At 69.0% G+C, this 25,832-nt stretch carries 33 protein-coding genes; 18 read left to right on the top strand and 15 right to left on the bottom strand.

Features of this window, described 5'->3' with window-relative positions; genetic code table 11:
• Positions 1 to 25 precede the first annotated feature (25 nt).
• A complete protein-coding gene (locus AB0F17_RS35365; RefSeq protein WP_358031783.1) occupies positions 26 to 328 on the bottom strand; it encodes a hypothetical protein in 303 nt (100 codons plus the stop codon).
• A gap of 543 nt (positions 329 to 871) precedes the next feature.
• Between AB0F17_RS35365 and AB0F17_RS35360 the strand changes: the two genes are divergently transcribed.
• Positions 872 to 2,341: a helix-turn-helix transcriptional regulator gene (locus AB0F17_RS35360; protein ID WP_358031782.1), complete on the top strand. Its 1,470-nt coding sequence runs from the start codon at positions 872 to 874 to the stop codon at positions 2,339 to 2,341.
• 12 nt (positions 2,342 to 2,353) lie between these two features.
• A complete protein-coding gene (locus AB0F17_RS35355) occupies positions 2,354 to 2,974 on the top strand; it encodes a 2'-5' RNA ligase family protein (protein ID WP_358031780.1) in 621 nt (206 codons plus the stop codon).
• A gap of 168 nt (positions 2,975 to 3,142) precedes the next feature.
• Here the strand turns inward: AB0F17_RS35355 and AB0F17_RS35350 are convergent, their stop codons facing one another.
• A complete protein-coding gene (locus tag AB0F17_RS35350; RefSeq protein ID WP_358031778.1) occupies positions 3,143 to 4,204 on the bottom strand; it encodes an alpha/beta hydrolase in 1,062 nt (353 codons plus the stop codon).
• A 287-nt stretch (positions 4,205 to 4,491) separates the two neighbouring features.
• Entirely contained in the window at positions 4,492 to 4,689 is a 198-nt protein-coding gene (locus AB0F17_RS35345; RefSeq protein ID WP_358031776.1) for a hypothetical protein, read from the bottom strand.
• A 155-nt stretch (positions 4,690 to 4,844) separates the two neighbouring features.
• Between AB0F17_RS35345 and AB0F17_RS35340 the strand changes: the two genes are divergently transcribed.
• From AB0F17_RS35340 to AB0F17_RS35330, 3 genes are all read left to right on the top strand, one after another.
• Positions 4,845 to 5,354: a hypothetical protein gene (locus AB0F17_RS35340; RefSeq protein WP_358031774.1), complete on the top strand. Its 510-nt coding sequence runs from the start codon at positions 4,845 to 4,847 to the stop codon at positions 5,352 to 5,354.
• The gene (locus tag AB0F17_RS35335; protein ID WP_358031772.1) at positions 5,351 to 5,827 is read left to right on the top strand and encodes a hypothetical protein; all 477 of its coding nucleotides are present in this window, start codon (positions 5,351 to 5,353) and stop codon (positions 5,825 to 5,827) included. Before AB0F17_RS35340 ends, AB0F17_RS35335 begins: the two co-directional genes overlap by 4 nt.
• 379 nt (positions 5,828 to 6,206) lie before the next feature.
• Positions 6,207 to 7,028, top strand: a complete 822-nt coding sequence (locus AB0F17_RS35330) for a helix-turn-helix transcriptional regulator (RefSeq protein ID WP_358031770.1) — start codon at positions 6,207 to 6,209, stop codon at positions 7,026 to 7,028.
• On the opposite strand, the gene AB0F17_RS35325 is transcribed toward AB0F17_RS35330, so the two are convergent.
• The gene (locus AB0F17_RS35325) at positions 6,994 to 7,722 is read right to left on the bottom strand and encodes a haloacid dehalogenase-like hydrolase (protein WP_358031768.1); all 729 of its coding nucleotides are present in this window, start codon (positions 7,720 to 7,722) and stop codon (positions 6,994 to 6,996) included. The genes AB0F17_RS35330 and AB0F17_RS35325 overlap by 35 nt on opposite strands.
• 105 nt (positions 7,723 to 7,827) lie before the next feature.
• Positions 7,828 to 7,968, bottom strand: a complete 141-nt coding sequence (locus tag AB0F17_RS35320; RefSeq protein WP_358031766.1) for a hypothetical protein — start codon at positions 7,966 to 7,968, stop codon at positions 7,828 to 7,830.
• Positions 7,969 to 8,043: 75 nt separating this feature from the next.
• Here AB0F17_RS35320 and AB0F17_RS35315 point away from each other — a divergent pair, with 75 nt between their 5' ends.
• Genes AB0F17_RS35315 through AB0F17_RS35300 form a run of 4 tightly spaced genes read left to right on the top strand, consistent with a single transcriptional unit; the run spans position 8,044 to position 10,218 of the window.
• Positions 8,044 to 8,175, top strand: coding sequence for a hypothetical protein (locus AB0F17_RS35315; RefSeq protein ID WP_358031764.1), 132 nt, complete (start codon positions 8,044 to 8,046; stop codon positions 8,173 to 8,175).
• On the top strand, positions 8,172 to 8,699 hold the full coding sequence (locus tag AB0F17_RS35310) for a hypothetical protein (RefSeq protein ID WP_358031762.1): 528 nt from the start codon (positions 8,172 to 8,174) through the stop codon (positions 8,697 to 8,699). The genes AB0F17_RS35315 and AB0F17_RS35310 overlap by 4 nt, the downstream gene beginning before the upstream one ends.
• The gene (locus AB0F17_RS35305; RefSeq protein ID WP_358031760.1) at positions 8,696 to 9,430 is read left to right on the top strand and encodes an HAD family hydrolase; all 735 of its coding nucleotides are present in this window, start codon (positions 8,696 to 8,698) and stop codon (positions 9,428 to 9,430) included. The genes AB0F17_RS35310 and AB0F17_RS35305 overlap by 4 nt, the downstream gene beginning before the upstream one ends.
• Positions 9,427 to 10,218 (top strand): class I SAM-dependent methyltransferase, encoded by a 792-nt coding sequence (locus AB0F17_RS35300; RefSeq protein ID WP_358031758.1) that lies wholly within the window; start codon positions 9,427 to 9,429, stop codon positions 10,216 to 10,218. The genes AB0F17_RS35305 and AB0F17_RS35300 overlap by 4 nt, the downstream gene beginning before the upstream one ends.
• Positions 10,219 to 10,623: 405 nt before the next feature.
• Here the strand turns inward: AB0F17_RS35300 and AB0F17_RS35295 are convergent, their stop codons facing one another.
• The 4 genes from AB0F17_RS35295 to AB0F17_RS35280 form a co-directional block, all read right to left on the bottom strand.
• Complete coding sequence (locus AB0F17_RS35295; RefSeq protein ID WP_358031756.1) at positions 10,624 to 10,917, bottom strand: hypothetical protein; 294 nt, start codon at positions 10,915 to 10,917, stop codon at positions 10,624 to 10,626.
• On the bottom strand, positions 10,907 to 11,599 hold the full coding sequence (locus AB0F17_RS35290; protein WP_358031754.1) for an HNH endonuclease family protein: 693 nt from the start codon (positions 11,597 to 11,599) through the stop codon (positions 10,907 to 10,909). Before AB0F17_RS35290 ends, AB0F17_RS35295 begins: the two co-directional genes overlap by 11 nt.
• Before the next feature lie 284 nt (positions 11,600 to 11,883).
• The gene (locus tag AB0F17_RS35285; protein WP_358031752.1) at positions 11,884 to 12,978 is read right to left on the bottom strand and encodes an SIS domain-containing protein; all 1,095 of its coding nucleotides are present in this window, start codon (positions 12,976 to 12,978) and stop codon (positions 11,884 to 11,886) included.
• Positions 12,979 to 13,041: 63 nt separating this feature from the next.
• A complete protein-coding gene (locus AB0F17_RS35280; RefSeq protein WP_358031750.1) occupies positions 13,042 to 13,860 on the bottom strand; it encodes a BtpA/SgcQ family protein in 819 nt (272 codons plus the stop codon).
• A 186-nt stretch (positions 13,861 to 14,046) separates the two neighbouring features.
• Between AB0F17_RS35280 and AB0F17_RS35275 the strand changes: the two genes are divergently transcribed.
• Both AB0F17_RS35275 and AB0F17_RS35270 read left to right on the top strand, forming a co-directional pair.
• Entirely contained in the window at positions 14,047 to 15,108 is a 1,062-nt protein-coding gene (locus AB0F17_RS35275; RefSeq protein WP_358031749.1) for a phosphotransferase, read from the top strand.
• Positions 15,109 to 15,420: 312 nt separating this feature from the next.
• Positions 15,421 to 16,644, top strand: a complete 1,224-nt coding sequence (locus tag AB0F17_RS35270; RefSeq protein WP_358031747.1) for a M20/M25/M40 family metallo-hydrolase — start codon at positions 15,421 to 15,423, stop codon at positions 16,642 to 16,644.
• A gap of 235 nt (positions 16,645 to 16,879) precedes the next feature.
• On the opposite strand, the gene AB0F17_RS35265 is transcribed toward AB0F17_RS35270, so the two are convergent.
• Together AB0F17_RS35265 and AB0F17_RS35260 are read right to left on the bottom strand one after the other, a co-directional pair.
• Positions 16,880 to 17,131 carry a hypothetical protein gene (locus tag AB0F17_RS35265; RefSeq protein WP_358031746.1) on the bottom strand — a complete coding sequence of 84 codons (252 nt, stop codon included), beginning with the start codon at positions 17,129 to 17,131 and terminating at the stop codon, positions 16,880 to 16,882.
• Between the two features lie 350 nt (positions 17,132 to 17,481).
• Positions 17,482 to 17,931 carry a hypothetical protein gene (locus AB0F17_RS35260; RefSeq protein WP_358031744.1) on the bottom strand — a complete coding sequence of 150 codons (450 nt, stop codon included), beginning with the start codon at positions 17,929 to 17,931 and terminating at the stop codon, positions 17,482 to 17,484.
• Between the two features lie 214 nt (positions 17,932 to 18,145).
• On the opposite strand from AB0F17_RS35260, the gene AB0F17_RS35255 reads away from it, so the two are divergent.
• Genes AB0F17_RS35255 through AB0F17_RS35245 form a run of 3 tightly spaced genes read left to right on the top strand, consistent with a single transcriptional unit; the run spans position 18,146 to position 19,653 of the window.
• Entirely contained in the window at positions 18,146 to 18,661 is a 516-nt protein-coding gene (locus AB0F17_RS35255; RefSeq protein ID WP_358031743.1) for a hypothetical protein, read from the top strand.
• Between the two features lie 2 nt (positions 18,662 to 18,663).
• Positions 18,664 to 18,933: a hypothetical protein gene (locus AB0F17_RS35250; RefSeq protein ID WP_358031741.1), complete on the top strand. Its 270-nt coding sequence runs from the start codon at positions 18,664 to 18,666 to the stop codon at positions 18,931 to 18,933.
• A 3-nt stretch (positions 18,934 to 18,936) separates the two neighbouring features.
• A complete protein-coding gene (locus AB0F17_RS35245) occupies positions 18,937 to 19,653 on the top strand; it encodes a hypothetical protein (RefSeq protein WP_358031740.1) in 717 nt (238 codons plus the stop codon).
• Between the two features lie 146 nt (positions 19,654 to 19,799).
• Here AB0F17_RS35245 and AB0F17_RS35240 read toward each other — a convergent pair whose 3' ends face one another.
• Complete coding sequence (locus AB0F17_RS35240; protein ID WP_358031739.1) at positions 19,800 to 20,174, bottom strand: hypothetical protein; 375 nt, start codon at positions 20,172 to 20,174, stop codon at positions 19,800 to 19,802.
• A gap of 191 nt (positions 20,175 to 20,365) precedes the next feature.
• Here AB0F17_RS35240 and AB0F17_RS35235 point away from each other — a divergent pair, with 191 nt between their 5' ends.
• Both AB0F17_RS35235 and AB0F17_RS35230 read left to right on the top strand, forming a co-directional pair.
• Entirely contained in the window at positions 20,366 to 20,536 is a 171-nt protein-coding gene (locus tag AB0F17_RS35235; RefSeq protein ID WP_358031737.1) for a hypothetical protein, read from the top strand.
• A gap of 378 nt (positions 20,537 to 20,914) precedes the next feature.
• Positions 20,915 to 21,394 carry a hypothetical protein gene (locus AB0F17_RS35230; protein WP_358031735.1) on the top strand — a complete coding sequence of 160 codons (480 nt, stop codon included), beginning with the start codon at positions 20,915 to 20,917 and terminating at the stop codon, positions 21,392 to 21,394.
• Between the two features lie 466 nt (positions 21,395 to 21,860).
• On the opposite strand, the gene AB0F17_RS35225 is transcribed toward AB0F17_RS35230, so the two are convergent.
• Entirely contained in the window at positions 21,861 to 22,397 is a 537-nt protein-coding gene (locus AB0F17_RS35225) for an ATP-binding protein (protein WP_358031733.1), read from the bottom strand.
• A 103-nt stretch (positions 22,398 to 22,500) separates the two neighbouring features.
• Here AB0F17_RS35225 and AB0F17_RS35220 point away from each other — a divergent pair, with 103 nt between their 5' ends.
• Positions 22,501 to 23,361 carry an FkbM family methyltransferase gene (locus AB0F17_RS35220; protein WP_358031731.1) on the top strand — a complete coding sequence of 287 codons (861 nt, stop codon included), beginning with the start codon at positions 22,501 to 22,503 and terminating at the stop codon, positions 23,359 to 23,361.
• A gap of 105 nt (positions 23,362 to 23,466) precedes the next feature.
• Here AB0F17_RS35220 and AB0F17_RS35215 read toward each other — a convergent pair whose 3' ends face one another.
• The gene (locus AB0F17_RS35215) at positions 23,467 to 24,276 is read right to left on the bottom strand and encodes a hypothetical protein (protein ID WP_358031730.1); all 810 of its coding nucleotides are present in this window, start codon (positions 24,274 to 24,276) and stop codon (positions 23,467 to 23,469) included.
• Positions 24,277 to 24,514: 238 nt separating this feature from the next.
• Here AB0F17_RS35215 and AB0F17_RS35210 point away from each other — a divergent pair, with 238 nt between their 5' ends.
• Entirely contained in the window at positions 24,515 to 25,435 is a 921-nt protein-coding gene (locus AB0F17_RS35210) for a hypothetical protein (RefSeq protein WP_358031729.1), read from the top strand.
• Here AB0F17_RS35210 and AB0F17_RS35205 read toward each other — a convergent pair.
• Positions 25,423 to 25,806, bottom strand: a complete 384-nt coding sequence (locus AB0F17_RS35205) for a hypothetical protein (protein ID WP_358031728.1) — start codon at positions 25,804 to 25,806, stop codon at positions 25,423 to 25,425. The genes AB0F17_RS35210 and AB0F17_RS35205 overlap by 13 nt on opposite strands.
• Positions 25,807 to 25,832: the final 26 nt, after the last annotated feature.

Here is a 25,832-nt window from a genome sequence, read left to right as displayed (position 1 = left end):
GTCTGCTCGGCCGGGGCTTCCGGGTTCACCGCGCTGACTCCGCCGCCGACGTGTTGTGGCCGCTTTCCAGCTCGGACAACTGCTCGCCGATCCGGCGGGCAGTGTCCTCGGTCTCCCATGCGGGAGCGTGGCCGGTGGCCTCGTCGGGCGCGAGGTCCACTGGATCACCGATGGCCCACCGCAACTCTCCACCGTGCTCGTCGGTCCACACGGCCAACGTGATGGCGTCGAGGCGGGGCCGCCCCCCGAGGTAGCTGATCGAGGTCTCCACGCCGTGGCTGCGCAGCTCGGCTTGCAAGCGCTGGATGGCGCGTTGGCCACGGGTCATCGCATCCAGGATCTCGCCTGCGGGCGTTCCAGGAAGGGGATGCACCACGGGGAACTCCTCTGATCGGGACGGGACGGGCCGGGGCCCCGGGAATCTGTCCGGCGCGACCTGGGGGTAGGTGGCGGGTGCCAGTGAGTGTCCCGGGACCCCGGCGTTGGGCAGACCTGGTGACCCGCCATGTACGGGGATGGGCGGCGTGGTCACGGTGGGAGTGGGCCTGCCGGGGGGTTAGTTCGTGAAGGGTGACGCTCGTACAGCGGGATGTTCGGCGAGGCGTTCGGCGGCTGCTACGCGCTCGATCATCGGGACTTCCTTCGGGTCGGAAGTGCGAGGTCAGGTGCTGTGGGCCAACCATCTCAACTGGAGGGAGGTCTGGTCACGGACGGTAGTGTCCAGGTCTTCCGGACAGCTCCACGTCGCGCTGAGCTGCTGGAACATCTGGTTGAGGCGGCGCTTTTGGACGATCCGGCGGCTTTGGCCAAGCCGCCGCGAGGCGGGGTGCGGTTACCGTGATGCGTGGAAGCCACCGCCACAGGAGCACAGATGGCCGCAATCCCCAAGTCAGGCTCACGGGCCCAACGCGAGGCTCTGCGCGAAGAAATGCTGGCGCGCGGGTGCCGCCACGCGGACATCGCCGCGGAGATGCGAGCGCGCTGGCAGATGCGCCCGCGCGAAGCATGGCGCCATGCGTACGGCTGGACCTTGCAGCAGCTCGCGGACCGCGTAAATGTGCCGGCAGCGTCCGGGCCTGATGGGGCTTTGGCCACGGACGCCTCGCTCGTCGGCAAGTGGGAAAAGTGGCCTCAGGGCGGCCGGCGCCCCACGGCGCGAGCGCTCGTTCTGCTCGCCGAGGTCTTCGGCTGCGAGGTAGACGAACTGCTCGATCTGGACGACCGACGCGAGCTTCCCGACGTCGAGTTGCGGCTGATCAGCCGCCCAGACTCCGTCGCCGAACCTCCTGCGGCCACCACTGCGGAACCGGCCGAACAGGTGCTGTCTGCCAGCACAGCCGAGTTCGTCCACCATGCCGCCGCCGAGTCGGCTACCTGGGCACAATGGGCGGAGGCCTCCAACGTGGGCGACATCGCGCTTGAACAACTCCTGTCCGACACACGAGCGCTGGCCAGCAGCTACCTGAGCGGCGACCCGCTCACGGTGTTCGGCGCGGTGCGGGCGCTTCGCGACCGCGTCTTCTCCTTGCTGGAGGGACGGCAGTACCCGCGTCAGAGCACGGATCTGTATGCCGTGGCCGGCTACTTGTGCGCCTTGCTGGCATGGATCAGCTCCGACCTGGGGCAGATCCGAGACGCAGATACCCAGGGACGCACCGCGTGGTTGTGCGCCGAGTTGTCGGGAAGCAACGACCTGCGGGCGTGGGTCCTGTCCACCCGAAGCAAGATCGCATTCTGGGACGGGCGGCTGCGTGAGGCGATCGGCTTCGCTCGCCGCGGCGCCAGCTACCAGCCTCAGGGGACGGCAGGGATCCTGCTGGCCTGCCAGGAAGCCGACGCCTGGTCCACCCTGGGCGCGGGAGGCGAAGCGCGAGAGGCGATTGTCCGAGCGGCGGACGCTCGCGGCCAGGTGGCTGGGATCGACGAAGTCGCCGGCATCTTCTCCTGCTCGGACTTCCGCCGATCCAACTACGCTTCGGCGGTCCTGCTGCGGATCGGTGCTCCAGCAGAGGCGCTGCGCGAAAGTGAGGAAGCGCTGAGCAGTCGACAGCCACAGGCGTACGGCACGGCCGCCCAGGTCCGCATCGTGCAGGGATTCGCTCACCTTGCGCTGGGGGAGCCCGATGGGGCTGCGCAGGCGCTGCGGTCGGTCCTTGCGCTGCCTCCACAACGGCGGCTCGACACGCTCACCCGCCGGGTGCGAGAGCTGGCCGTCGCCTTGGCCCGCTCTCCGCTGGCCGACAGCGGTCCAGGGCGTAGCCTCCAAGCAGAGATCGAAGCGTGGAGCCTGGAGTCGCTGCCTCGCGCACTCGCCCTTGCCCCTGGGAAAGAACTGGCCTGAGGAAATACGATCATGACTGAGCAGCACATGGCGGATCACTGGTGGTGGCGTCCCGGCTGGAGTCGCGGACGGCGCTTCTACACCTGGCACCTCACCTTCCAGCACGCCCCGGAAGTCCATCGGATCGCCGACGAATACCGCCAGGGCCTGGCCAAAATCGAGGGCCTTGACCTCGTCCCCGACCAATGGCTGCACCTGACCATGCAGGGACTCGGCTTCACCGATGAGGTGGACGAGCATGACGTGCGAGCGATTGTCCAGGCGGCGACCCGCCGCCTTGCCGCGATCCCTGAGTTCGAGCTGAAGCTCGACCGGCCCCGTATCACCCCGGAAGCTATCCGCTGGGAAGCCACGCCTGCGGCCCCTCCGGCAGCTGTGCGAAGCGCCATCAGGGAGGGCATCGCCGAAGTATGGGCGAGCGTCCCGGAACCGGAGGACGGGTTCGCCGCCCACGTGACGATCGCCTATAGCAACGCGAGCGGCCCCGCGGCCCCTGTCGCCGCTGCCCTCGCCGAGGTGAACACCGCACAAGCATCGGCTCGAATCGACAGCGCTGAGCTGATCGTGCTGGGCCGCGACCGGCAGATGTACGAGTGGGAACCGTTCGCCTCGGCGCCACTGGCCAGGCGCTAACACCGCCGGGCCATGACGTTGCGCGTCGCCATTACCGGCCACTGCGGTCTGCCGCCCGTCGTCGAGCAGCTCGTCGACCGCGAGCTCCGCGACGCCCTCACCGACCTCGACCACGGTCATGGTCTGGGACATCATGAACCCCTTCTCGTTGGTCGGCTTGGTGGCCGTTTACAGGCGCTGGTGGTCGCGGATCTTGTGGCACATGTCGGTGACGGCCTTGACGATCAGCTCGGGCTCGTCGACCTGGATGTTGTGCGCGGCCCGCTCGGCAACGATCAGCGTGCTGTCGCTGGACAGGCTGGCCAGGTCGGCTTGGATGCGTGCCCAGACGCGGTTATAGCGCTCGGCCACGTCCGGCGACCGGCTGGCGAAGTATTCGTAGTAGTAGGTGCCGGGGGCCGGGTACGGGGCCTTGGAGATGACCGTCAGCGGCATGCTGCCGAAGTGCGTGCGCTCGGCCTCCAACGCCGTGACCACTCCTGTCCGGCCCAGATCCTCCTGGACCTCCGCACGGCGCTGCCCGCTGGTGAGCTCCAGGGCTAGGCCCAGCTCGACCATCTCGGCCGGGAGCTGGTGCCGCATCCGGCGCAGCAGGTCCGGTTCCTGGCCTCGCCGGATCGCCAGACGAAGCCGGGCGCGGACCAGGCCGCACGGCGTCAGGGCGTAGGTCAGGGCCTTCTGCCAGTGCCGCAGGGGCCCGTACTGCCACCGGCCGAACTCCTCGGCCATCCAGGTCATACGCTCGGAAGGCGCGTCGACCAGCGCCATCCCCGCGACCTGGCCGCGGTGGCGGGCCGCGTAGAGCCGGGCGATCTCCCCGCCCATCGAGTGGCCGACGATCAGGTAGGGGCCGGACTCCCCGGACGCCTCCAGGACCTCGTGCAGTTCGTCGGCCAGCGCCGAGGCGCCGCGCCACTCCCACCATGGCGCGGGCTGGCTCCAGCCGAGTCCCGCCCGGTCGTACTGCCACACCCGCTGGCCGGGCGCCAGTCCCCGCCGGACGTTGACCCAGCCCAGGCCGTTGTCGGTCATGCCGGGCAGGATGACGACGGTCGGGCCGCCTTCGCCTTCGGCCTGTACATGCAGGCGGCGGCCCCGGACGGTGACGAATCGGCCGGGCGGGGGAAACCGCCGGCTGTCTGCCCGTTCGCTGAATGCCTGGTAGGCGGCACTGGCGATACCGGCCGCAGCAGCGGTGATGGCAGCCGCAGTGAGCCATCGAGGGGGCACGTTCACTCCTCTGGTCGTCGTGATGCGGGGCGTAGACCTCATTCTTGGAGCACTAACTGACGTTGCGCAGGCCGCCCGGGGGCCGACAACGCGGTTGCCGGGTGGCAAGTTCGATCGGCCGGACCCCGTCGCCTCTGGCCACCCTGGCGCGCAGTTCGGCAGGAGACGTTGCACACGCGAGGCTGACCTTGTCACCCGCCGTGTCGCGACGGAAGCGATGAAACCGCCCCCGGCCCCGTCCATCACGATCCAGCCCTCGATGGTGAACGGCTGCGGGATATCCCACCTCATCCGTCGACCACCGCAGGTACGGCTGTCCTCCAATCGCTGGCCAATGTCCGGCCGTTATCCGTGACGACCCGAAAGCCTCCGCGCTCCGGCGTCACCAGCGCCCGGCGGTCGCTGCCCTTGAAGACCTCCAACGCCGGCGCAAGAAGGCCCGGCCTGACGTACCGCCTCTCGCTCAGGGTGATCCGCACGCTCATGACGAGCAGTGCGGTAACCCCGTGATCGAAGCCGCTCCACGACGGCGGCGAGGTCCCTGGTCAGCTTGTCGGCCTGTTCGTCATTGATCTCGGCGGCTGTGGAGGTCATGAACTCAGGGTGAGCCCAGCTCGGCCGCGACTCCACCGCCTTGCGGATGCTTGCGGAAAAGCCTCTACCCGAGGGCCTCCAGGCCCTGGCTTACGCCACAGCCCGCGACGGGAACGCCTGCCGGAGGGCTCTCGCCGAGGCCGAGCAGGCGGTTGCCGCGAGCGAACGCGCCGCCTCCCCGCCCCGGCCCTGGGTGTTCCCCTTCACCGCCGCGAAGCTGGCGGGCTACCGGGCGCTGTGCGCGGTCCGGCTCGCCCAACCCGGTGAGGCGCTCACCGCGTTCTCCGAATCGCTCACCGCGACGCAGCCAGCCGAAAAACAGCGTGCAATCCTGATACTGGAAATCGCGGCGGTCAAGCGAATGAAGGGCCAGTTCGACGAGGCGTTCACCCTTGCCGCTACGGCACTGTCGACGGGTGTCCTGTACGGGGCCGAGGGGTCATCCAGGCCGCTAGGAAGTTCCGCACCTCCTACACCGGCCCGGTCCTCCCGGCCGTCCGCACGTTCGATCAGCGGCTGCTGGCCGCCATGGTCGGCTGACACAATCCGGGCATGATGTGGCGCATCGCCACCGGCCACCGCGCTCTCCCGTCCGCCGTCGAACAGCTCGTCGACCGCGAGCTCCGCGACGCCCTCACCGCCCTCGACCACCAGGAGGTGACCGGGCTGTCGTGCATCGCGGACAGCGCCGACGCCCTCTTCGCCCGCGCTGTCCTCGACGCCGATGGGCTCCTGGAGGTCGTGGTGCCCGCCCACAAGTACCGTGAAGGATTTCCCGCCGAGCATTGGCCCACCTACGACGCCCTGTTCGCCGCCGCTCGCCAGGTCCACGAGATGGACGTCGTCGAGTCCACCAGCCAATCCCACCAGGCCGCCTCCGAGCGCATGCTCGAACTCGCCGACGAACTGTGGGCGGTGTGGGATGGCCTGCCCGCGCGCGGCTTCGGAGGCACCGCTGACGTTGTAGCCGCCGCCCGCGATCGAGGACTCCCGGTTCGGATCTTCTGTCCGGATGGTGCCACGCGCTGAGCGACCTATCAGTGTCCAGAGGCAGCCATGAGCGAGTAGGGGTGTCGACTCGGCACCGCTTCTCATCGCGCCGCCTCCAAGCGGACCTTCGCAAGAAGCTCGGAGAGGGTGGCGGCCTCTGTCATTCGCTGGTCTGGGTGGCGTGCCGTCCATGTGATGCCGTCGAAGGTGGCTGACCAGTCGGGAAAGCCCTCCAGGACGGTGGCGTCCGCCGCGTGCCCGTCTTCCACTGCAAGCCTCCAGCCTGCTCTGGCTGATGAAGTCGTGTGGTAGTGATCGAACGCTGAATGGTGGGACGTCACCAGAGCTTGCTCGGGGACGTTGCGGGGCCTAGCGTGAAGCAGTCAACGTCCCCAAACGCCCCCGCGGGATCACGCCTATGGCCAACGAACGCCTGCGCGCCGCCCTACTGGCCAGCCCCTTCACCGAAGAGGCGCTGGCCGCTCACCTGGGTATAGACCCCAAAAGCGTCCAGCGCTGGATCACTCGGGACGTAACGCCTCGCCGAGCCACAGCTCACGAGGCAGCGCAAGCGCTGAACGCCCCTCTCGCCTACCTCTGGCCCGCATTGGCGGCCGACCCTCCCACCGCCTCAGAAGCGGAGATCGTGCGCCTGTATCCGCACCGCTCGGCCACTCCCCGCCAGCTCTGGCTTGATCTCCTCACCCGCGCCACCAGCCACGTGTGGCTGTTCGCCAACGCGAGCCTCTTCTTGCCAGAGGACAACCCGGAGTCCATCACCGTGCTGATAGACAAGGCCGCGGCCGGCATGTCGGTGCGGATCATGATGGGCGACCCGGACACGCCCGAGATGGCGCTGCGCGGTGTGGAAGAGCGGCTCTACGACGCGATCCCCGGCAGGATACGGATGGCCCTGGCCTACTACAGCCCCTTGATTGACGTGCCCGGCATCGAGTTCCGGCTGCACCGGACGTCTTTGTACAACTCGATCTTCCGCTACGACGACGAGATGCTGATCAACCAGCACATCTACGGCACCTACGGCTACATTGCGCCGGTCCTGCACCTGAGGAGGGTCGACGGAGGAGACTTCTTCGATACCTACATCCGCAGCTTCGAGCGAGCGTGGGAAACCTCTTATCCGATCCAGGAGTCGAACTTCCACCAGCAGAGGCAGGTTCGGCTGTCCGACAGCGCAACGCCGCCTACGCCGCAGTCACCCGAGCTTGAATCGCGGTGACCGCGCGCACAAGAGCCGCCACATCGACCAAGTCGGGGAAGGCCGCCTCGGCGCCCTCGGCCAGCAGCTCCGCCATCGTGTTCGGCCCGGTAGCCACACCGATCGCGACAGCACCACCATTCAGTGCTGCTTGGACGTCACGAACCGTGTCGCCGATCAGGATGGTCGTCGACGTCTGAAGGTCTACGCCGTACTTGGCGCGGGCCCGCTTCCGAGCCACCTCTACCAGGTTGGCCCGCACGATGTCGTCGGAGCCGTACCCGCCGACCTCGAAGTCGAGCCCTTGGTGTAGCTCGAACGCCTCGACCTTGACGAACGCATTGGGTTGGATGTTGCCGGTCAGCACGGACTGGATAACTCCCGGCACCCTGCTGAGCGCGGTGATCGCCTCCTGCGCGCCGGGCAGTCCGTAACCCAGCTCGCGCAGCCGGTCGCGGCGCGCGGCTAGTGAGGCTTGGAGGACCTCGGGCAGCCGCGTCATGTGTGACTCGGTGGCCTCGACCCCATGTCGTGAGAGGAGGTTTGTCATGATCTCCAGATCGGTACGACCGTCAGTCTCAGCTCGGAATTCCGCAGGCCGTCCGGTGAGCAGCTCGAACGCCCCGGCGTACGTCTCCTTGCTCACGCCACCGTTCTCGATGAGCGTGTGGTCAACATCCCACAACACCAGCACAGCAGGTACGGCCGAATCCACGGGGCGTCTCCGATCTGTCAGCAGAGCCCACATCGTAGCCAGCGCTGCTCTCACAGCGCAGAGGAGCAGGGCGATTGGTCATGCCGCCCGTTGGGGTCAGGGTACTCACCCAGCCTTGGGCGTGACGCCGGGGAAGTCCTGGCCGGATTTGCCGCGGGTGAAGATGGTCACCTGGTGGCCGCGCTTGAGAGCCTGCTCGGCCACGCGGCCGAGGAACCAGGTACCCCCAAGGATCAGCATTCGCATGGCCACGATCCTGACTCATGGCCGCTTGGCCCGGCGCTGCAGCTGGCCTGCGCCTATCCCGACGTGGTGGGCGCGGTGGAATACCAGGTCCAGTGGGAGCCGCGCCGTCAGGCCCACTTCACCACACCGCTGCCCGTCGCTGAGGGGCGCGTCCGCCTGCCGGACGAGCCCGGGCTGGGCCGCACCCCGCGCCGGGCGGCGCCATGAGAGCCAGCGAGCACGGGCCGGTCATCACGGTCAGCGGGCACGTCCGCCACACCAGCAGCCCCACCAGTACGGGGTTCGGTACGGGGCCAGCTGTAGCGGACGGTCTGCACCTGGTGTGCGCTGCGCGGTTGGACGGCTACGACACCTTCCTGTCCGGCGAACTCCTCCTGCCCGACGGTCGGCAGGTGAACGTCCGCATCCTGTCCTTCGACGACCTCACCGTGCTGCTGCCCCGCCAGCAGGTGCCCAACTGGGCCGACGGGCAGGCGTGGAACGGCACCCTGCGCCTTCGCGCGGCCAGGAAAGCCGCCGTCCCCGACGACGTCGCCGAGGCGATGCGCGCGGCGGGCCTGGTCGAGGCCGCCTACGATCCGGCCGAGCTGACGCATCTGCTGACCTGGCTGGCCGAAGCCGCCGATCCGCAACTGCGCCGTCAACGCCTGACCGTGATCGTCGCGTCGTTGGCCGCACGCACCACCGCCGGCTCAACTGCCGAGCCGTGCGATCCTACCGGGGCCGCATGATGGCCACCCCGCCACCGCTCGGGCCCGCCCCGCAGCTGATCACCCTGGACATCGGCTACACGCTGGGCGCCCCGGGCGGCTCCTCCCTGACCGTCGTGCTCGCCGAGGACCTCCCGCTGCCCGAGGCCGAGGCCCGGCGAATCGTCCAGTGCCACCTGCACACCCTGGACGTACTGGACGACGAGACCATCAGCCGGGTAAGCCAGGACCTGCACATCCCCGCTGGCGCCTTCCCCCGCGATCACCGGCTACCCCGCTTCGACTTCTGGCCGGGCGCGATCGAGGCGGTGGCCGAGCTCGCCCGGCTGCTTCCGGTGGCCACGCTGTCCAACATCACCCGCGCCGACGACGCAGCCTCGGCGGTCGCCCAGACGCTACGGCCCTACCTCAGCGGCCACCACCCCTCCTACCTGCTGGGTTACGCCAAACCCGACCCGCGCGCCCTGCGCGCGGTGGCCGCCGCCCACGGCGTGTCACCCGAACAGATCATCCACCTGGGTGACAGCGTCGAGTGCGACGTACGCACCGCCCTGCAGGCCGGCGCCCGCGCGGTATGGATCAACGAATGGATCACCGATCATCCGCTGGCCCTGCCAGCCGAGCTGGCTGATGACGCGGGGCGCCTGCACGTCGCACCAACATTGACCGCCGCTGTCGCCTACGTGCGTGGCCTGCTGAACCCCTCCACACCGCCATCACCGACACTGGACAACAAGGGAGTCGTTCTATGAGCAAGTTCGCCGGCACCGCCCGCTACTACCGGCTGTATCGGCTGGGCATCCCGGCCGAGGCCGTTCAGCTGCTAAGGGCCGAAGCAGACCGCCTGGCGCCGACGCGCCGCCTGCTGGACCTGGGAACGGGAACCGGCCAGGTGCCCGCCGCCCTGCACCAGACCTTCACCGAGATCGACGCCGTCGAACCGGACGCTGACATGGTCGCCCAGGCCAACGCGGCCCTGCGATCCCTGATCCCGGAGGTGCGCCTGCACCACCAGCAGGCCGAGGACTTCACCCCGCCCTATCTCGGCTGGCGCGCCGACCTGGTGACGATCTGCCGCGCCTTCCACTGGATGGATCAGGACGCGCTGCTGAAGAAGCTCGACACCTACGTGGCCGAGTCCGGCGTGGTCGCCGTGATGGGCGACGGCAGCCTGTGGACCGCCCGAAACCCCTGGACCGACGCGCTGCGCACACTCATCCAACACTTCCTCGGTGAACAGCGCCGCGCCGGCGACCAGACCTACGCCCACCACGACCGGCCGTACGCGCAAGTGCTGGCCGACTCGGCGTTCTCCCGGGTGAGCGAGCACCCCATCGCGCTCAAGCGCGTCTGGACGCCGGAGCAGGTGATCGGCTACCTGTATTCGACCTCGTTCGCCGCCCGGCCGTTGTTCGGCGAGGCGATCGAGGAGTTCGAGGAGGAGGCGACGACGCTGCTGCAGGAGTTCGCCGCAGGCGGCCCGCTGCTGGAGGAGGTCGAATTCCAGGTGGTGCTGGCTCGCCGCCCCACCCAGCGCTGACACCCTCCGTCCCGGACGGGACCCCGGCCCAGCCGCGGCCGAACCCGTCCGGCACCTGTTTCTGCCGACCGGCCGCTCCCGGCTGGAGGCCGCCCGAGCGCGAGGCCATCCGCGAGGCCACCTGGAAGGCCTGGACGCCGCCGCCCCCGTCATCACCGACGACATGCTCCACACCATCCTGCGGCGCAAGGCTCGCCGGCTCGGTGTCGCCTGCGGGGCCGGTTCCAGTGCGGAGGTGGACGGCGATGCCAGTGGTTAAAACCTCCACACGAAATGACTGGGTGAGCGTTTCTGCAGGGAAACCACGGGCCCCGGGGGCGAACGCCCCCGAGGCCCGTTTTCATTGATCCACCAAGAAGGCCCGCAGCCCGTCCGGGCTGCGGGCGCCGTTGCAGCGCAAGGGGGTCAGTACCGCAGGTGCGCGGCGGTCACTCCGCCGTCCGCGCCCGCGCAGGCAGCCTGTAGCGCCGCCTGGTGCACCTGCTCGGCGGAACGGCCGGCCAGCGCGACGGGGCTTCCGGTGAGGGTGTACCACTCCTCGGCCCCGGTGTACTGCACCTGCACCCGGACCGCCTGGGCGTCGTCGACGGCGGCTTCGGTACGGATGGTGAGGTCACCGGTCACCACCCCGACCTCCTGGGTCATGACGCCGCCGGACCCGGCGGTGACCTGGTCTTCGTAGTGGGTGTTACCGGCCATGGCGGGCGCCGTCGGCCGGGCAGGTGTCCAGCATCCCGGCCAGGGCGGTCTTCTCCTCGGCCGTCACGGCCAGAGCGTAGCGCTGCTTGATGTCCACCCAGGCCCGGGAGTAGGTGCACCAATAGCCGCGCAGCGCGGGCTTCCACTGCGCGGGGTTCTGGTCGCCCTTAGCGCGGTTGCTTGCCGCGCTGACCGCGATGAGCTGCGGGTTTTGCAGGTCGTTCGCGAAGGCCTTGCGCTGGGCGGTGGTCCAGGTGTCGGCTCCGCTGCGCCAGGCGTTCGCCAGGGGCACCATGTGGTCGATGTCGACCTGGGAGGCGGCGGTGAGAGTACGGCCGTCGTACTCGGAATACCAGCTGCCGGCCGTCGCGCGGCACTGCTCGTCGCGCTGGACGCCCTGGCCGTCGCGGGCCAGCACAACCTCGCGGGTGTCGCACGCCTCTCCTTGGCCGCTCCAGTGCGGGAACTTGGCGCGGCTGTAGCCAGTCATCGGTCGCGGCTCTGCCACCAGCAGGACATCCAGTGCCGTCCGGGCGTTCGCCGCGGTGATGGGGGTCGGCAGCCCGGCCGGGTGAGCGGGGACCAGAGCGCTGCGGGCAGCGGCGCCAGCGGGGGTGGCGAGGACGGCCAGAGCGAGGGGCAGGGTGAAGACGGCGGCGGTGCGCCGCATCCAGGTAGACATGGATCACAGCTATCAGAGATCGTCGCTCTATGTGCTGCATCTGTGACTTTGAGTACCCGGAGTGGTGTGGGCGGTGAAGTAGGTCCTGCCGCCAGAGGCAGCGGTGAAGACCTCCCCTGCCTCGTCAAATAACTAATGTCGGCAGACGTGCGCCATGCCGACACGGCGCGGAGGCCGCGTCGTCCGCCGATCCACCCGACGCTACGCCGCAGAGTTCGACCTTCCCTCAACGAGGCCACCCCGCTGGCGCGCGGGCCGGTATGTGGGGTGCGCCGCGGCGGCTGTCAGCGGCGGTTGGTGGAGAATGGCAGCCGGTCCAGGCGGCGGGCGACGAAGCAGGCCAGGTAGCCGGCGAACAGGTGGGTAAGCAGCGGCGACAACTCCTCGCGCGCCACGCCGCGTAGCGGCAAGACGACTTCGGCCTGCTCGGTCAGGGCCATGTCACGGTCGTCGACCACGGCGATCACGGTGCGCCCGTAATCGCGGGCGCGGGTGGCCACCGCCAGTGCCCGGTCGCGGCTGCGGCCCGGCGCGGCGATCACGAAGGTCGGCATGTTGCGGGGGCGGGCCAGGACCTCGACGTGCTCCCACTCCTCCAGGTCCTGGCCAGCGGCGAACACGCCGGCGGTTTCGATGAGTTTGGCGGCGGCGAACAACGCGGTGCCGTAGCCGGGTCCGCTGCCGGTCATCATCATCACCGGTGCGTCGGCTATCCGGTCGGCGAGTTGTTCGCAGCGCCGCTCCACGGCGGCGACGGTGGCCTCCACGGCATCGGCGGCGTCTAGCACTTCCTGCTCCAGGACACCCTCTTGCGCCGCTTGGTGGCCGCGTACCCGGCCCAGCTCGATCGCGATCAGTAACAGGCCCAGCAGGCTGGCCTGGTAGCTCCGTATGCCGGGACAGGGCCGAACACCTGCCAGGGGCAGCAGTAATGCGGCGTCGGCTGCCTGCGCCAGAGGGCTGTTCGCAGTGCCGGTGACGGCCAGAGTGCGGGCGCCGTGCTCACCGGCCCGTTCCAACGCCTGGATGACGCGCTGGTTGCAGCCGGAAGCGGAGATACCGATCATCACCGCGCCTTCGGGCAGCGCTTTCGCCTCTTGCCAACAGGTGCCGTACTCCAGCATGCGCAGCGCGCTCACCGGCTCACACGGCAAGCCCGCGAACTGATGGAAGGCCATCTGCGTGGCCACGGCGGCATGGTAGGAGTCGCCGCTGCCAGTGAGATAGACCCTCGAAGCCGTCGCTCCGGTACCGCCTGACAGCAGGTCGCGCACCTGTGCCAGTGCAGGACCGTGCAGGTCGCGCAGGTCGTCGGCCAGGGCACCGCTCTGGCGGAGCATTTCCTGCAGGGTGTAGACCGGCTGGGAGGGGGAGGTCATCGCAGGCTTCCTCGCCTTCTGATGCGCGGGTGGCCGCTGGTCGGCGGTGGTCGACGTCGATCATCAGGCAAGCCCGCGCACGATCTGGACGTAGGCCTTGACCTTGTCAACGTCGATGGGACCGCCCCAGCCGTCGCGTTCCAGGCAAGTGCCGACGAACGCGCCGTCAGCCCCGTCAGCCGAGGCCAGCAGCCGGGCGGCGTTGCCGTGATGGGTGTGTCCGGCCAAGATGATCGGCAGTGCGGGAACGGCGGCGCGTACCGCTGCGATCATCTCCAGCGTGACGTCGTCGTCGGGGTGACACAGCGACACCGCATCCGCGCCGACCTGCCGGGCGGCCTGAGCGACCTGAGCCACCGTCTTGCCGCCGCCGAACCAGGTGTAGTGCATCGACTCCACCTCAGCGATGATCTTCACATTCCAGGCGTTGATCTTCTTGCGGTAGTCCATCACCGCCAGCGGGTCGGCCTGGATCATGCCGTGTGTGCTCAGTGTGGCTCCCACGATCGCGCCCACCCGCACGAAACCGCCACCGGCGACCTTGGCCACGGCCAGCGACGCTTGCACCGCGTTGCGCATCAGCTGCACACCCACCTGAAAACCGGAACCGACGGCGTCGGCGACGGCGCGCGTGATGAGAGTGATCGCGGCGATCCGCGCCGGGTCACTCTCCTCCCCCACGGCGTAGACCCGATCCACGGTCTGGATCAGGCAGCCGTCCGCCCCGCCGTCGTACAGCGCCCGCGCCGAGTCCACGGCCGTGCCCAGGATCTGCTCAAAGCTACCGTCGTGGTGAAACGGCGTACCAGGCAGCGGCTTCAGATGAACCATTCCCAGGATCAGTTTGCCGCTGGGCCAGCGCGGCTCGTCCTGCTGCACCATATTCACTCCCCAACCACGGGCGGACGACGAGATCAACGAGCCTGAACTCAGACTCTCATCCCGCCCGCGGGTCGAACAGACCCGTCGCAGTGACCAACCGCTACGACCATCCAGGCCTGGTGCGGCGTCGATGCGGTCAGGGCGGGATTGTGGATCTGTTGGGTCCTGGGTCGGTAGCCTGCGTGGGTGGCCGGTGAAGCACCAACAGCATCATTTGGCCCCTCTCTCGTGCTCAGCGACGGTGAGCTGTCGGCGTTGGAGGTGGCCTTCGACCTCGGTGGTATGCGTGAGACACCTATCCACTTGGCTGATGGCCTCATGAATCCGAATTGGCGACTGTCCACTGGTCGTGGCCAGTTCGCGCTCAAGCGAGTCATCGACGTGCCGGTGGAGATCGCGCGACGTAACCTGCATGTGATCGGGCTCCTGGCCCGCGAAGGCATACCGGTCTGCGCCCCCGTGCCGTCTACGAGTGGAGATCTGGTCGTCGAGGTAGGTGAGCACGGCTACAGCCTTTTCCCGTGGGTGGCGGGCAACCACGTGCGCGGTACCGCTCTCACGCTGACGCAAGCGGAGGAGCTTGGCGCTCTGCTCGGCAGGATCCACCGATCCCTCAACATGCTGCCCGGCGAGGCTGGTCTTCCGGGTCTTCCTCCGAAGGTACGCGCCAGTGTCGAAGCGCCGGAAACGGCGCTGGCCGAGGCCGACAGGTTCGCCTGCATCATCAGGGCCAAGAACACCGCAGACGCCTTCGACGAGCGCGTTCTTGAGTTTGTCGAGCAGCGCAAGGTGCTGGTGAACAAGTACGCCGGCACCCGCCCGCCCGACGATGCGCCGCAGGGTCCGCTCGGTTGGACGCATGGCGACTACCACCACTTGAACATGATCTGGCGAGATGGGCAGGTGGCGGCGGTTCTCGATTGGGACCGGATCCGTGTGCAGCCCCTGGCTGCCGAGGTCACCCGATCGGCCATGCTGCTGTTCGCACTCGATGTTGGTCCGCTGGATCTGCGTCGGGTGACGGCTTTCGTGTCCGGCTACCGGCGGGAAAGCCCGGTGACGGTGGCAGAGCTGGCGGATGCGGTTGAGCGACTGTGGTGGACGAGGATGTGCGATTTTTGGCAGCTGGTCTTTCACTACGACCGCTGTAACCACACCACCGATCACCTGTTCTTCTCCGCGACGGCGCTGTTGCACTGGTGGAGCGACCACCGTCAAGAGGTGCAGGCCGCGTTCGCCGTCGCTTAGGTCGAGCCCCGCTGACGCTCCCGTCGGTCCATGCCGATGCCGTCCGTGAAGTCGATCGGCCCGCATTGGCCCTGACAATCGACGTGAGGAATGTGGGCATAGCTCCCGATCGGCCAAGCGCCTTCCGCGCCCTGGCTTCAGGTGACGATATCTCCCGCTGTCGCAGGGACTGGGCCGGCGCAAGAGGGATCGTCAGCTGAAGGCACGTACGCGGAAGGCGTTGCGGATGCCGGACAGCTTGCCAGGCAGGCGTACGCCGCGTTGGATGTGCTGGTGTCGGAACGGAGCGGGTGAGGCTGGATGCGAGGGGGCGTGGATGACACCTCGGGGGACGCCGGTGGCGGCCCCTTCAGTCCGGTGCGCGCGGCGCACCAGGATCACGACAGTGTGGTGGAGCTGACCCGGGAGCTCGTACGTGTTCCCAGCCGGGGCGGCATCGACGCGTACGAGCCGGTGCTGGACCACATGGCCGGTTGGCTGGCCGCTCACGGCCTGCCGTGCGCGCAACTGGCGGGCCCGGGCGGAAGCGTGGTCGCGCTGGTGTGCGAGGTGGTCGGCGACGCCCCGGGCCCTTGTTACGTGCTGGACGCCTGCCTGGACACCGCGCCGTTCGGTGATGAGGCGGGCTGGGCCTACCCGCCCACCTCCGCGAAAGTCCATGACGGATGGCTGCATGGCCGGGGCTCCTCGGACTCCAAGGCCGGGGCGGCGATCTTCGCCCATATCGCCGCCCGGCTCCGCCAGGCGGCCCGCACCTGGCGGGGCAGCGTGGTGTTGCTGTTCGACGTCGATGAGCACACTGGCGGCTTCGGCGGCGCGAAAGCCTTCTTCGAGGGGCAGGCTGTGCCGCGCCGCGTCGACGGGGTGATGATCGGCTATCCCGGCCTGGCCCACGTCGTGACCGGTGGCCGCGGCGTGCTGCGCGCCCGCGTGCAGGTGCACGGCATCGCCGCCCATTCCGGCGGCAGCAGGGCCGCGCCGTCGGCCATCCTCAAGGCAGCCGAGGCGACTAGGCGCCTGCACCAGGCGCCGCTGCAGGGTCCCGGCGGGCCCGGCTTTCCGCTGCCGCCGAAGCTGACCGTCACCGCGATCCACGGCGGCGAGGGCTACTCCACCATCCCCGACCTGTGCGTCCTTCACATCGATGTCCGCCTCACCCCGGCGTTCGAGGCCGAGCAGGCGCTGGACCTGCTGCGCTCGACGCTCGCCGGCCTGGACGCGGATTGGCCGGACACACCGCCGACCGACCTGTCCATCACCACCCAGTGGCCCGCCTTCGCCCTCCCCGAACACGAGCCGCTGCGCGCGGCGCTGCTGGCGGCGGCCAAGGCCACCGGGCTCCACCCGCAGGCCAAGGTGGCCGGGCCGTCCAACATCGGCAACTACCTGGCCGGGCTGAACATCCCCGCGATCGCCGGGTTCGGCGTGGACTACCGTGGCCTGCACGCCACCGACGAGCAGATCCGCCTGGACTCCATCCCGCCCGTCCAGGCCACCTATCACCGAGCCCTGCTGTCGCTACTGCCAGCCTGCTGACCGGCGGCGCACCCGGCTGCGACGCCCTTTGTCGGCCACCAGGATCTCGCCCACGTCCTGACCGCCCACATTCAACAGTGGGACGCGGCGGGCCGACCCGGCATCAGCGACTGGACCGTGGGGTTCGCCTGGTCGTCCGATGCCCACGCTGCGTCACTGCGGCATCCCACCGCCTGGGCTCGCTGACCACGATCGTTGCCTCTCCCTGTCACCAGCGGCGGGTGATGGCGCGGGGTCACGTGCCAGAGGAGGACATGTCCGTCGGCGGCGGTTGCATCGGCAGGCCGAGCGGGCTGGCGCCCAGTAGGTCCATTAGGCACGCCGCCCACAGGTGCTTGGCCTGATCAACATCGGCCTCGGTCAGCCGATCGGCGTCGGCCAGAGCGCCCGAGGCGAGCAGGTTCGCCCAGGCGGCCCGCGCCGGCCGGTCTCGATCACATGATCGGCACAGTTCGGCCAGACCGCGGCCCCACCGGCGCAGGTCCACCGACATGAGGCTGTTTGCCCGCAACGAGAGCAAGGGGGCAGCTCGTCGGTGTCGACCGTGTGCATGGCGACTCCGGGCTGATCATCCATCGTGCGACGGTAACACCACCATGGGTGACAGAGGGAGGGTCTGCTTCGGCTCCTCAGACAGCCTCACCTGGCTTTGGCCGGGTCGGCCCGTAGAGAGATTCCGTACGGAATCCGGCGTCTAGCGTTGTCGGGCCTGGTCGGAGAATGGCGTGGCTTGACATAAAGAGACATATCGATCAGCGTGACCTGCGGAAACAGCCTGCTGATCGTTATCGCGCCGGACTTATCCCAGCATGTTCGAGCCGAAACAGACGCCGTGATCTACACCGTGAGCTGGTCCGGTAGCGCGTCGGTGGTGTTGATGATCTCGGGCAGCCCATACCGTTCCCGCAGGTCCTCCATCGCCTCCCAGTGCGCCATGGGCGGCTTCTCTCCAGCGGAGATCATGGTGGTGGCCACGTCACGCACGCGGACGATCAGCGAGTGAGCGAGCGCGAGCGTCTGCGTATGGCTGCCCGCGTAGGGCAACGCCACCGCGCCCGCCTCGGTGACCACGGCGATCCGCTGCTCGACCAGCCAGCGCGCGAACGAAGAATCTGCAGGCCGGATCACCACGTGGCTGTAGGCCCCGCTGGACCCGAGCAGAGCGGCGGAGGGGTCGGCCTGCGCCGCCTCGAAGTAGGCGATCAGCAACGCTTTCTCGAACCGCTCGAACGTCATGATCAGGACCCTGCCCGCCTTGCAGTCACCGCCACCCAAGGTGCCGGTCAAGCCCCGGTAGCGGGCACAGCCCCCCACCAGGCCCAACAGCGCTATACGCCGGATTCCGTACGGAATCTCTCTGCGGGCCGGGTCAACGCAACGGCGCGCTTGGGCGCGCGCGGTTCCGCAATTGACAGCGTCTTGGCGGAATCCACTGGCGACCGCAGGATTTCCTGACAGTATGGGGTGTCAGGAAATCCTGACGATCTTCGGAGGGGGGAACGTGGGCTACCAGAGCGACGACGGAAAGCACGAAGGGTGGTGTGCCGCCGTCTTCCCGGACGGCCGGGTCTCGACCGGCTCGAAGAACGGCGGGGCCAAGGTGTACCCGGTCGGGCCGGACGGCCGCATGGGCACCGGCCCCGGGGACGTCGCGGACGGCCGGACCGCGATCGGCTGGCGCGGCCACTGCGAGTGCGGCTGGCAGGGCCCGCTCTGGGAGCGCGTGGCCACCGCAGAGGAGCAGAACACCATCGACCGCAAGATCTGGTGGCCCGACCTCGACCAGTACGGCGACGCCCCGGCCGACGTCCAGGACGCGGTCTGGAACGAATGGGGAACCCACCTCGACCCCAACAGCATCACCGCCGTCCGCAAGGCCGCCGAAGCCGTCCGCGAAGCCGAAGTCCGCCTCGACGCCGCGGTGCGCGCCGCCCGCGACGACGGCCGGTCCTGGACAGAGATCGGCGAGGCGGCCGGCATGCGACGCCAGTCCGCCCACGAACGATGGGCGAACTGACCATGACGGACAACTCCGCCAACCAGAAGAAGGCGCGCGGCGAGCTCGCCCAGCACGCCTTCGAAACCGCAGGCCGCGTCCAGCTGCTCGCCGAGCACATGGAGATCGTGGGCTGGCGCATCGACGGTTACAGCACCGACCAGCTCAAAGAGCTGGCGAACCTGCTCCGCGGCACGGCGATCCGGGCCGCGCTGGCCAGCGACGACGCCACGATCGTCAGCATGGTCATGGGCAAGCCGATGAAGAAGCTCGACCCCGACGAGAACGGATGAGTCATGCGGCAAGGTCTAGACGTCGCGCCACAGGTCGCGGAGCTGCTTTCCTCCGAGGACCTGGACCGGCTCGCCCGCGCGGCCGCCGCCTCCTACGAGTGCTGGATCTGCATGCGACCGGGGAAACTGCCCGAGCTGCCCACAGCCGTGCTCATCATCCGCGACGGCCCGGTGGCCTTAGCCAAGCTCACGCACCAATCCTGTGCACGGTCGGGGCTGATGGACGCGCCCGGCCTGACCGCCGTGATGTCTGACCCCGCCAGGGCGGTCAGCGTCGACGCGGTGGCGGCGTTCCTGCCCTACCAGGCAGGCCACCGCCCAGCCCTGCTGCTGGAGGCCCGCGCGACGGTGAGCACGGACGCCGGACGGGGTGAGCGCGTCGACCGGGTGGCCGGCTGGCTGCTGGAGCACGGCTTGCACCTGGTGGCCGCCACCGGCGGCGAGGTCGAGGCAGCGCCCAGATGGGCCGTGCACCTGCGCGGCGGCGGCACCGGGCTGCGGGTGATCGGGCCGATCGGCGAGCTCTACGACGGCGACCTGCAGGCGGACCCGGCCTGGCAGCGCGAGGCCACCACGCAGGGCCGGCGCCTGCTGCTGGCGGGCGGCGACTTAGGTCTGGACCAGGCGCCGCAGAGCATGGAGGAGGTCATCGCCCGCGTGGACGCCGTCGCCGGGCTGGGACGGCTGACCGGTGGCCTGGTGGCAGTCGAAATTCACTGACCCCGTTCCTCCGGTACCGCGGACCATGTCCCCGGTCCTGGAGACAGCCGCTGCGACGCCTACCCCGGAGGCGTCGACCGATTGGAGCCGCGACGCTGAACACCCCACTCCCCGGCATGCCCGTCCGTGGCCCGGGGCGACTGCTGTCAGAAGTCGTCGTCGCCCAGCTTCGCCGCCCAAAACAGCGTGTTCTCGCAGCCCTGGAGATAGCCGGCCGTGCGACCCTCCTGCCACCGGCGGCCACGCTCGCTGCTGCCGCTCATCGCCTGGTGGGCGTACTCCGCCTCGTTCGCGATGTCGTCCATGCTCGGCGGGCCGTCGAGTGTCGTCCCGCTGATGGGCGATTCGGCCGCTTCGCCCATCACCCACAGCAGGCTGGCCCGCGCACCACGCCTGTGCTCACGCTGCCCGGACTCCTGGTAGTACGGGTCGTCGAGCTCACGCAACTGCGCGGCCAGTTCCTCCCGCGTTCGCGGGGCCGGGGCGTCGTCGAACATGCCGTCGTGCGGCGTGGCGTTCATCGGGACTGCCTCCGCAGTGGGGGACGTGACGGCTACGACATGTACCACCCCGCGCATGATCGGATGCAACTCTTCTCCACAGGATCAAGGCACCCTCTACACGGCCGCACTGCCCCGCCCGAGCCATCTTTGACCCGGTGGTTGCCCCTGCCTGCCCCAGCGATGAGCCATCGACCGGTAGACGTGGCCGCATGAGCAGCAGACACACTCCGTGGGACAAGGAAGCCGCCGCCCGCGTGCAGTCCGCGGCCGCCAAGAACCCCGACAGCCCCAGCGCCCGCGACGGCCTGGACCGCGAAGCGCAATCACAAGCCGACAAGAACGAGGACCAGGAGGACGACCAGGACGACGACGCCGCCTGACACCAGCGCGCCCGATCGTCACCGCGATGCACCCATGCATCTGCGATGTATGGGACGCCGAGTTGCCGAAGATCATGGGCGGAGGTGGGACGATCGGCAGACCTCGGTCCCGTCCTGAAGGGGCTGGGGGCCCCGCGTGCGTGGCCAAGGCCTACCGGGCCCGTGAGAAGTTTCGCCGCCGAGTACGAGGTGATCGTGGCCCAAGCCCGCGCCTAGCGGGGCACCGCGAGCACCGAGCAGCTCGCCGTGGTGGCCGCGTAGCCCCGCTGCGCCCTGATACCTCTGCGCGTCATTCTCGGTGTCGGCCAGGCAAAGTTATCTTCCAGGGGCGCACAGGCACCCACAGCTGCTTCGGTCCGCGATGGCAAGATCGCGCGTATGACGGCTCAGACAGGCACGAACACAGCTTCGGAGCAGGACGCGCCTTCCCCCGGCAAGACCAGCCCCGGCTCCGATCCCTCTCCTGACGACCTCGACTACTACCTCCTGGCACGGTCTGAGGTCCTGCACCTGGCGGACCTGTACGCCTTCCGGCGCGCGCTGCAGCTCATCCACAGCATCATCCCGTGCGACGAGTGCCCCGAGACCATGTTCGCGGACGTCTGGAACAGCCTGACGAACGAGCTGGACCTGGAAAACCGCGATCAGGTATTCGAGGCCGTTCTCCGCCTCGCGGCCAGCATGGTCGACGAGCTGTGCGGCGACCAGCATGGCGAACCCCCGCCCAGCTGTCAGGCGCGCCTGGACGTGCTGCAACGGTACGCAGGCGTCTTCCTGCTTGACCTTCACGCCGCACCAGCCACGCCACGCCGAATCACCGCCGACAGCGGCGAGGCAGCAGGAGTCCCGGCACGCTGACACCCCTGCGCGTCATGGTGCGGTGGCACAGCGGGTGATTCTGTCGGTCCTGCGACGTACAACGGCCGCATGGACACCTTCGATGTCGTCTTGACGTTCAGGGGCCAGGGAAAGGCTCGGCTCGCTGACCAGCGGGAACCCCGTAAACTCCGGATTCCGTTCCAAATCTCTCTGACCCCCGCGAAATCCCAGATAACATGCGAACCCAAGGGTCGAGACCGGGCCGTTGGGTGGTTTGGGAGGTTATGCACTCTCGGGTTTGCCGGAGCCCAAGGCCGTCTGCGGTCAGCCGGGCACCGGGCGGCGCCCAGGACTCGGCGACGGCGGCTGTCCCGGCCCGGCGAGCAGCTCGGACACCTGAGGTTGGGCCGGTACGGAAACCACTACCTCGCGCCCGGTGAGCGCCGCCGTTGGCGTCGGTCGTGATGTGCCAGCATGAGCCGGTGACCAAGCCACTGCCGCGGCCTCACCACCCCGGCGGGGCTTCGGCGCGCTCGTCCTCGCCGGGCGGCTCGAACCGGGCGTAGAAGTCATTCAGCGTCTCGGGCGTCACCGTCAAGGCGTCGGCGTCATCGCGCAGATTGCGTTCGGCCAGCCGCCGCAGCAGCTCGTGGCGGGGCAAGTCGAAGTACAACAGCCGCCACCGGCCCCCAGCCTCCTCGACGAGCTTCTTCCACTCCTGGCGGTCGCGCCGCAGCCACAATCCATGGTCGACGACGACATCCGTCCCGGCTTTCACCAGCTGGGCCAGGCGCTCACGAACCTCAGCGAGCACCGGCGCCTCCCGGGCGAAGTACTCCGGCTCGGGGTAATCCACGCCATAACGGCCGTGACGCCGGTAGACAAGCTCGTCCACCGACAGCCGCAACGCCCCGGCCGGCTCCAGAACCTGCCGGGCGTAGGTGGTCTTGCCCGAACCGGTCAGCCCGACCAGCAAGTACACCACCGGCCGGGTGTCACCGCCGCCGGCCCTCGGCCCGCGCATCTTCGCTGCCCCTGCCATCCCGTCGATCCCCTGGCCCGACGCTGCTGTCCCTTGCCCCAGCTTGCCACGATCCCCGGCCCGGTGCCGCACAGAGCCCATCCCCACCGAACGGAGCCCCGCCGTGATCTCAACTCCCGTGCTCAGCGCTCTGCGCGCCTACATCCGGCACGCCCCCGGCCGCCTGGGCAAAGCGGCACTGATCGAGCAGACGCTGAATCAGCACCTTGAGCGGCGCCCCGTCACCGCCACTGCCCGGACCCGGTTCGGCGCCCTCTTCCCCGTCACCACCAGCGACCTCATCCAGCGCTACCTGTACCTGTTCGACATCTGGGAACCCCACCTGACCGCATGGCTACGCCACCGGCTGCGCCCCGGCGACACCTTCGTCGACGTCGGCGCGAACATCGGCTACTTCACCGTGCTTGCCTCCCGCCTGGTCGGCCCCTCCGGGCACGTCGTCGCCATCGAGGCCTGCCCGCAGTTCCACCAGGCGCTGACCCAGAACCTGCAAACCAACAAGTGCGGCAACGTCCGCAGCGTCAACACCGCGGTCTACGACGCCGCCACGTGCCTGACCTTCTACCTTGAGCACGCGACCAACCTCGGGGCCACCACCATCATCCGCCCCCGCACCGCGCACTCATCCTTCGCGATCCAGGCGCGGGCCCTGCCGCAGATCCTCACCGACACCGAACTCGCTCAGGCCCGCCTGATCAAAATCGATGTGGAGGGAGCCGAAGGCGCGGCCGTACGCGGACTAACCCCGCTCCTCGATCGGCTCCGGCCCGACGCCGAATTCATCATCGAGGTCACCCCCGACGGCTGGACAAGCTCGGACACAGCATCGACGACGTCCTTCAGCCCCTGCTCGCACACGGCTTCCACCCCTACGCTGGCACCAGTCGATCACCGAGATGAGCGACCTGGTCTTCTCCCGCATCGACGCCGACACACTGACGTGAGGTGCCATATCCAGGGTTGAGTGCGCAGGAAACAGCGGCTGGACCGCGGTGACTCCCCGAAGCTCGACGTGGCCAGCGGCGCCGATCGCACGTCCACCGCTGCCGGTGCACATGGCAGACCTTGGTCACGGGATGTCAGCCAGCCGGACTTCTGCGCCACCTCGCTGCCGGAAGCGGTAACCGTGCCCGTCCGCGACCGATTCGGCTCCCTCCAGGGCCTCCACCAGGCGGTGCAGCCTCGGGTAGGGCGAGGCCAGTGTTTTGTCCCGGAGGTGTTCCAAGCGCAACATGTCCAGGACGTTCGCTGCCAGGTTCGCTCCCGCCTGCCGAAATTTCGCGTCGTGCGCGACCGCCCCGGGGCCACGCCAGGCGTTGCGCTGCTCCTCGGGCACGGGGTGATACACCACCAGGTGGTCGCCGCGGTCGAGCGGCAGAACTGCGGCGCCGAAGGCTACGCCCTCCGGCAAACGCCCCATCAGCAAGCCAGCCCGTTCAGTGTTGGGCACCTCCGCGTACTGCTGCAGCGTCGCATCCAGGAACCGGCCAGCCTCCGGCACCACCAGCACGGTGTGCCCATTGAAGGTACCGTCGCTGTTCCAGCAAGGCCCATCCCCGCCGTACAGGGTGTGCGAGTCGCTTCCCTCCACCTCCAGGATCACGGCCTCTATCCGGGAGCTGATCCCGTACTCCGCCAGCGCGTAGTGCAAGGTCAGGCAGCCCGCCACGCAATAGGCGGCGCTGGGAGCGTCCTGGGCGAGGTTCCACAGCCATACTCCCGCGACGCCGACCAGCGGCAGCGCATCCGGAGAGGCGGCGAGCATCAGCTGGGAGACTGTTTCCACGCTGATGCGCGCCTGGTTGCCAGCGGAGGGGTGACGGGTGGGGCGACGACGTCGGGCGGACTTATCCTTCTTCGGGTTCCGACGGCGAGCCACGCCTTCGACGATAGACAGCCCTCTGCCAGAAGCAACCCCAAGCTCATATCCACAGCTCGATCCACCACCCGCCTCCTACCGGGGGCGGGCAATGCACTGGTGGAAGAAGCAGCGGACGGGCGAGGTAGTCCTCGATCGGCCAGAAGATCAACGCCCCGGCGCGGGCCAGATACATGCCTAGCTGGTGGATGGGGGTAACGCTACCGACGGCGGGGACGGGCACGCTAGGTTCGCCGATATGACCGACGATGGGCTCGACTCGGCGCGGCAGCGCACGGTGGAGCTGGTGGCCGCGCTGGAACGGGACGACATCGAAGGGCCGTATGGCGCCCGCGCCATGCTGACCCACCTGGGCCGGGCCGGGGAGCTCAGCGTCATGCTGATGACGTGGGCGCAGGTGCTGGCCATGTTCGGCCCCAGCGCCGACCACATCTTCGCCGGCCGCGCCGCAGCGAACCAGCCGTGGTTCCCGCACGCCATCGCCCTGGTCGATACGGCCATCACCGCTGAACGCGAGGGCCGCGACAGCCTGCCCGCGATCGCCGCGCCGCTGAAGCGGGCCCTGGCCGATCTGGAGGACGAGCAGATCTGGCAGCTGACCTGGGCGATGCTCATCGAGGTCCACGCCCGCACCTCCACGACCGGCGGCCTGACGGTGCTGCAGCAGGTGCGCCGGATCCACCAGGAGGCGTGCGAGCCCGGCAGCGGAGAGGAACGGCTGGCCGGGCGCTGCGCCGTCATCATCGCCACGGCGATGCACGGCCGCCTGGTCCAGGCCCACGAGGCCCTGACCGCCTTGCTGGCCACCTCACGCACCACCGTCGCCGAGGTGGTGTCGCTGTGGCTGTTCCTGGCCGCCACGCTGATGACCAAGCCGGGTGAGGTCCTGCTGCAGCTGGACGCCACCGGCACCCCGCACGGCCTGATCGACCCCGCGCTGGCGCTGGACGCCGGCGTTGACGAGCAGACCCGCAGAACGGCCTCCGTCATGCGGGTGGCGACGCGGGCGATCACCGGGATCCGGGCCGGCGATCTCGGCCCGATGGAGGACCTGGCCCGCCTGAGCGAGGCGGAGCGGATGATCCTGGCCTGGAACCTGGCGGGCAGCCTGGCCCTGCAGCTGCGCCGCCAGCAGCCGTCCGGCCGTCAGGAGGTGTAGTCCTGGCGGATCATCGCGGCCAGGATCTGGCTGTACACCATCAGAACGCGGTGCCGCTCGGTGACAGAGGCCACGGCCGCCCGCGCGTCCGCCCACGCGGCCAACGCCTCCGTCATGTCGGGCAACGGGCCGGCCGCCTCCTGCCGTACGACGTCGCGTAACGGCTCGGCGATCGGAATCGCGCCATAATCGGCCTCGCCACGCTGGCGCTGATCCCATTCCAGTCGCACGGCCACACCGACGGCCTCGTGCAGGCGCACGGCCAGCGCGCGTTCCGCCTCGCTCGGACGCCAGCCCTCGCGCGTGAGCATCCGCTCGACCCGGCCGAAGACGGCAAAGGCCGCACGCATCTCGGCGACATCCTCCGTCATGGCGGCAGTCTCCCGCACCCGCTGAC

It is taken from the genome of Nonomuraea sp. NPDC026600, from assembly GCF_040638335.1.
Taxonomy (GTDB): domain Bacteria; phylum Actinomycetota; class Actinomycetes; order Streptosporangiales; family Streptosporangiaceae; genus Nonomuraea.
Note: the sequence above shows the minus strand (reverse complement) of the source record. Positions and strands in the feature narration are given on the sequence as shown.

Bases quoted from the DNA above. Each gene is read 5' to 3' on its own strand.
- AB0F17_RS35205 (WP_358031728.1), bottom strand. From the start codon at position 25,806: ATGACGGAGGATGTCGCCGAGATGCGTGCGGCCTTTGCCGTCTTCGGC.
- AB0F17_RS35225 (WP_358031733.1), bottom strand. From the start codon at position 22,397: ATGGCAGGGGCAGCGAAGATGCGCGGGCCGAGGGCCGGCGGCGGTGAC.
- AB0F17_RS35280 (WP_358031750.1), bottom strand. From the start codon at position 13,860: ATGGTGCAGCAGGACGAGCCGCGCTGGCCCAGCGGCAAACTGATCCTG.
- AB0F17_RS35365 (WP_358031783.1), bottom strand. From the start codon at position 328: ATGACCCGTGGCCAACGCGCCATCCAGCGCTTGCAAGCCGAGCTGCGC.
- AB0F17_RS35230 (WP_358031735.1), top strand. From the start codon at position 20,915: ATGACGGCTCAGACAGGCACGAACACAGCTTCGGAGCAGGACGCGCCT.
- AB0F17_RS35330 (WP_358031770.1), top strand. From the start codon at position 6,207: ATGGCCAACGAACGCCTGCGCGCCGCCCTACTGGCCAGCCCCTTCACC.
- AB0F17_RS35355 (WP_358031780.1), top strand. From the start codon at position 2,354: ATGACTGAGCAGCACATGGCGGATCACTGGTGGTGGCGTCCCGGCTGG.
- AB0F17_RS35235 (WP_358031737.1), top strand. From the start codon at position 20,366: ATGAGCAGCAGACACACTCCGTGGGACAAGGAAGCCGCCGCCCGCGTG.
- AB0F17_RS35295 (WP_358031756.1), bottom strand. From the start codon at position 10,917: ATGGCCGGTAACACCCACTACGAAGACCAGGTCACCGCCGGGTCCGGC.
- AB0F17_RS35310 (WP_358031762.1), top strand. From the start codon at position 8,172: ATGAGAGCCAGCGAGCACGGGCCGGTCATCACGGTCAGCGGGCACGTC.
- AB0F17_RS35240 (WP_358031739.1), bottom strand. From the start codon at position 20,174: ATGAACGCCACGCCGCACGACGGCATGTTCGACGACGCCCCGGCCCCG.
- AB0F17_RS35250 (WP_358031741.1), top strand. From the start codon at position 18,664: ATGACGGACAACTCCGCCAACCAGAAGAAGGCGCGCGGCGAGCTCGCC.
- AB0F17_RS35305 (WP_358031760.1), top strand. From the start codon at position 8,696: ATGATGGCCACCCCGCCACCGCTCGGGCCCGCCCCGCAGCTGATCACC.
- AB0F17_RS35345 (WP_358031776.1), bottom strand. From the start codon at position 4,689: ATGAGCGTGCGGATCACCCTGAGCGAGAGGCGGTACGTCAGGCCGGGC.
- AB0F17_RS35300 (WP_358031758.1), top strand. From the start codon at position 9,427: ATGAGCAAGTTCGCCGGCACCGCCCGCTACTACCGGCTGTATCGGCTG.
- AB0F17_RS35360 (WP_358031782.1), top strand. From the start codon at position 872: ATGGCCGCAATCCCCAAGTCAGGCTCACGGGCCCAACGCGAGGCTCTG.
- AB0F17_RS35335 (WP_358031772.1), top strand. From the start codon at position 5,351: ATGATGTGGCGCATCGCCACCGGCCACCGCGCTCTCCCGTCCGCCGTC.
- AB0F17_RS35210 (WP_358031729.1), top strand. From the start codon at position 24,515: ATGACCGACGATGGGCTCGACTCGGCGCGGCAGCGCACGGTGGAGCTG.
- AB0F17_RS35245 (WP_358031740.1), top strand. From the start codon at position 18,937: ATGCGGCAAGGTCTAGACGTCGCGCCACAGGTCGCGGAGCTGCTTTCC.
- AB0F17_RS35340 (WP_358031774.1), top strand. From the start codon at position 4,845: ATGCTTGCGGAAAAGCCTCTACCCGAGGGCCTCCAGGCCCTGGCTTAC.
- AB0F17_RS35285 (WP_358031752.1), bottom strand. From the start codon at position 12,978: ATGACCTCCCCCTCCCAGCCGGTCTACACCCTGCAGGAAATGCTCCGC.
- AB0F17_RS35290 (WP_358031754.1), bottom strand. From the start codon at position 11,599: ATGTCTACCTGGATGCGGCGCACCGCCGCCGTCTTCACCCTGCCCCTC.
- AB0F17_RS35320 (WP_358031766.1), bottom strand. From the start codon at position 7,968: ATGCGAATGCTGATCCTTGGGGGTACCTGGTTCCTCGGCCGCGTGGCC.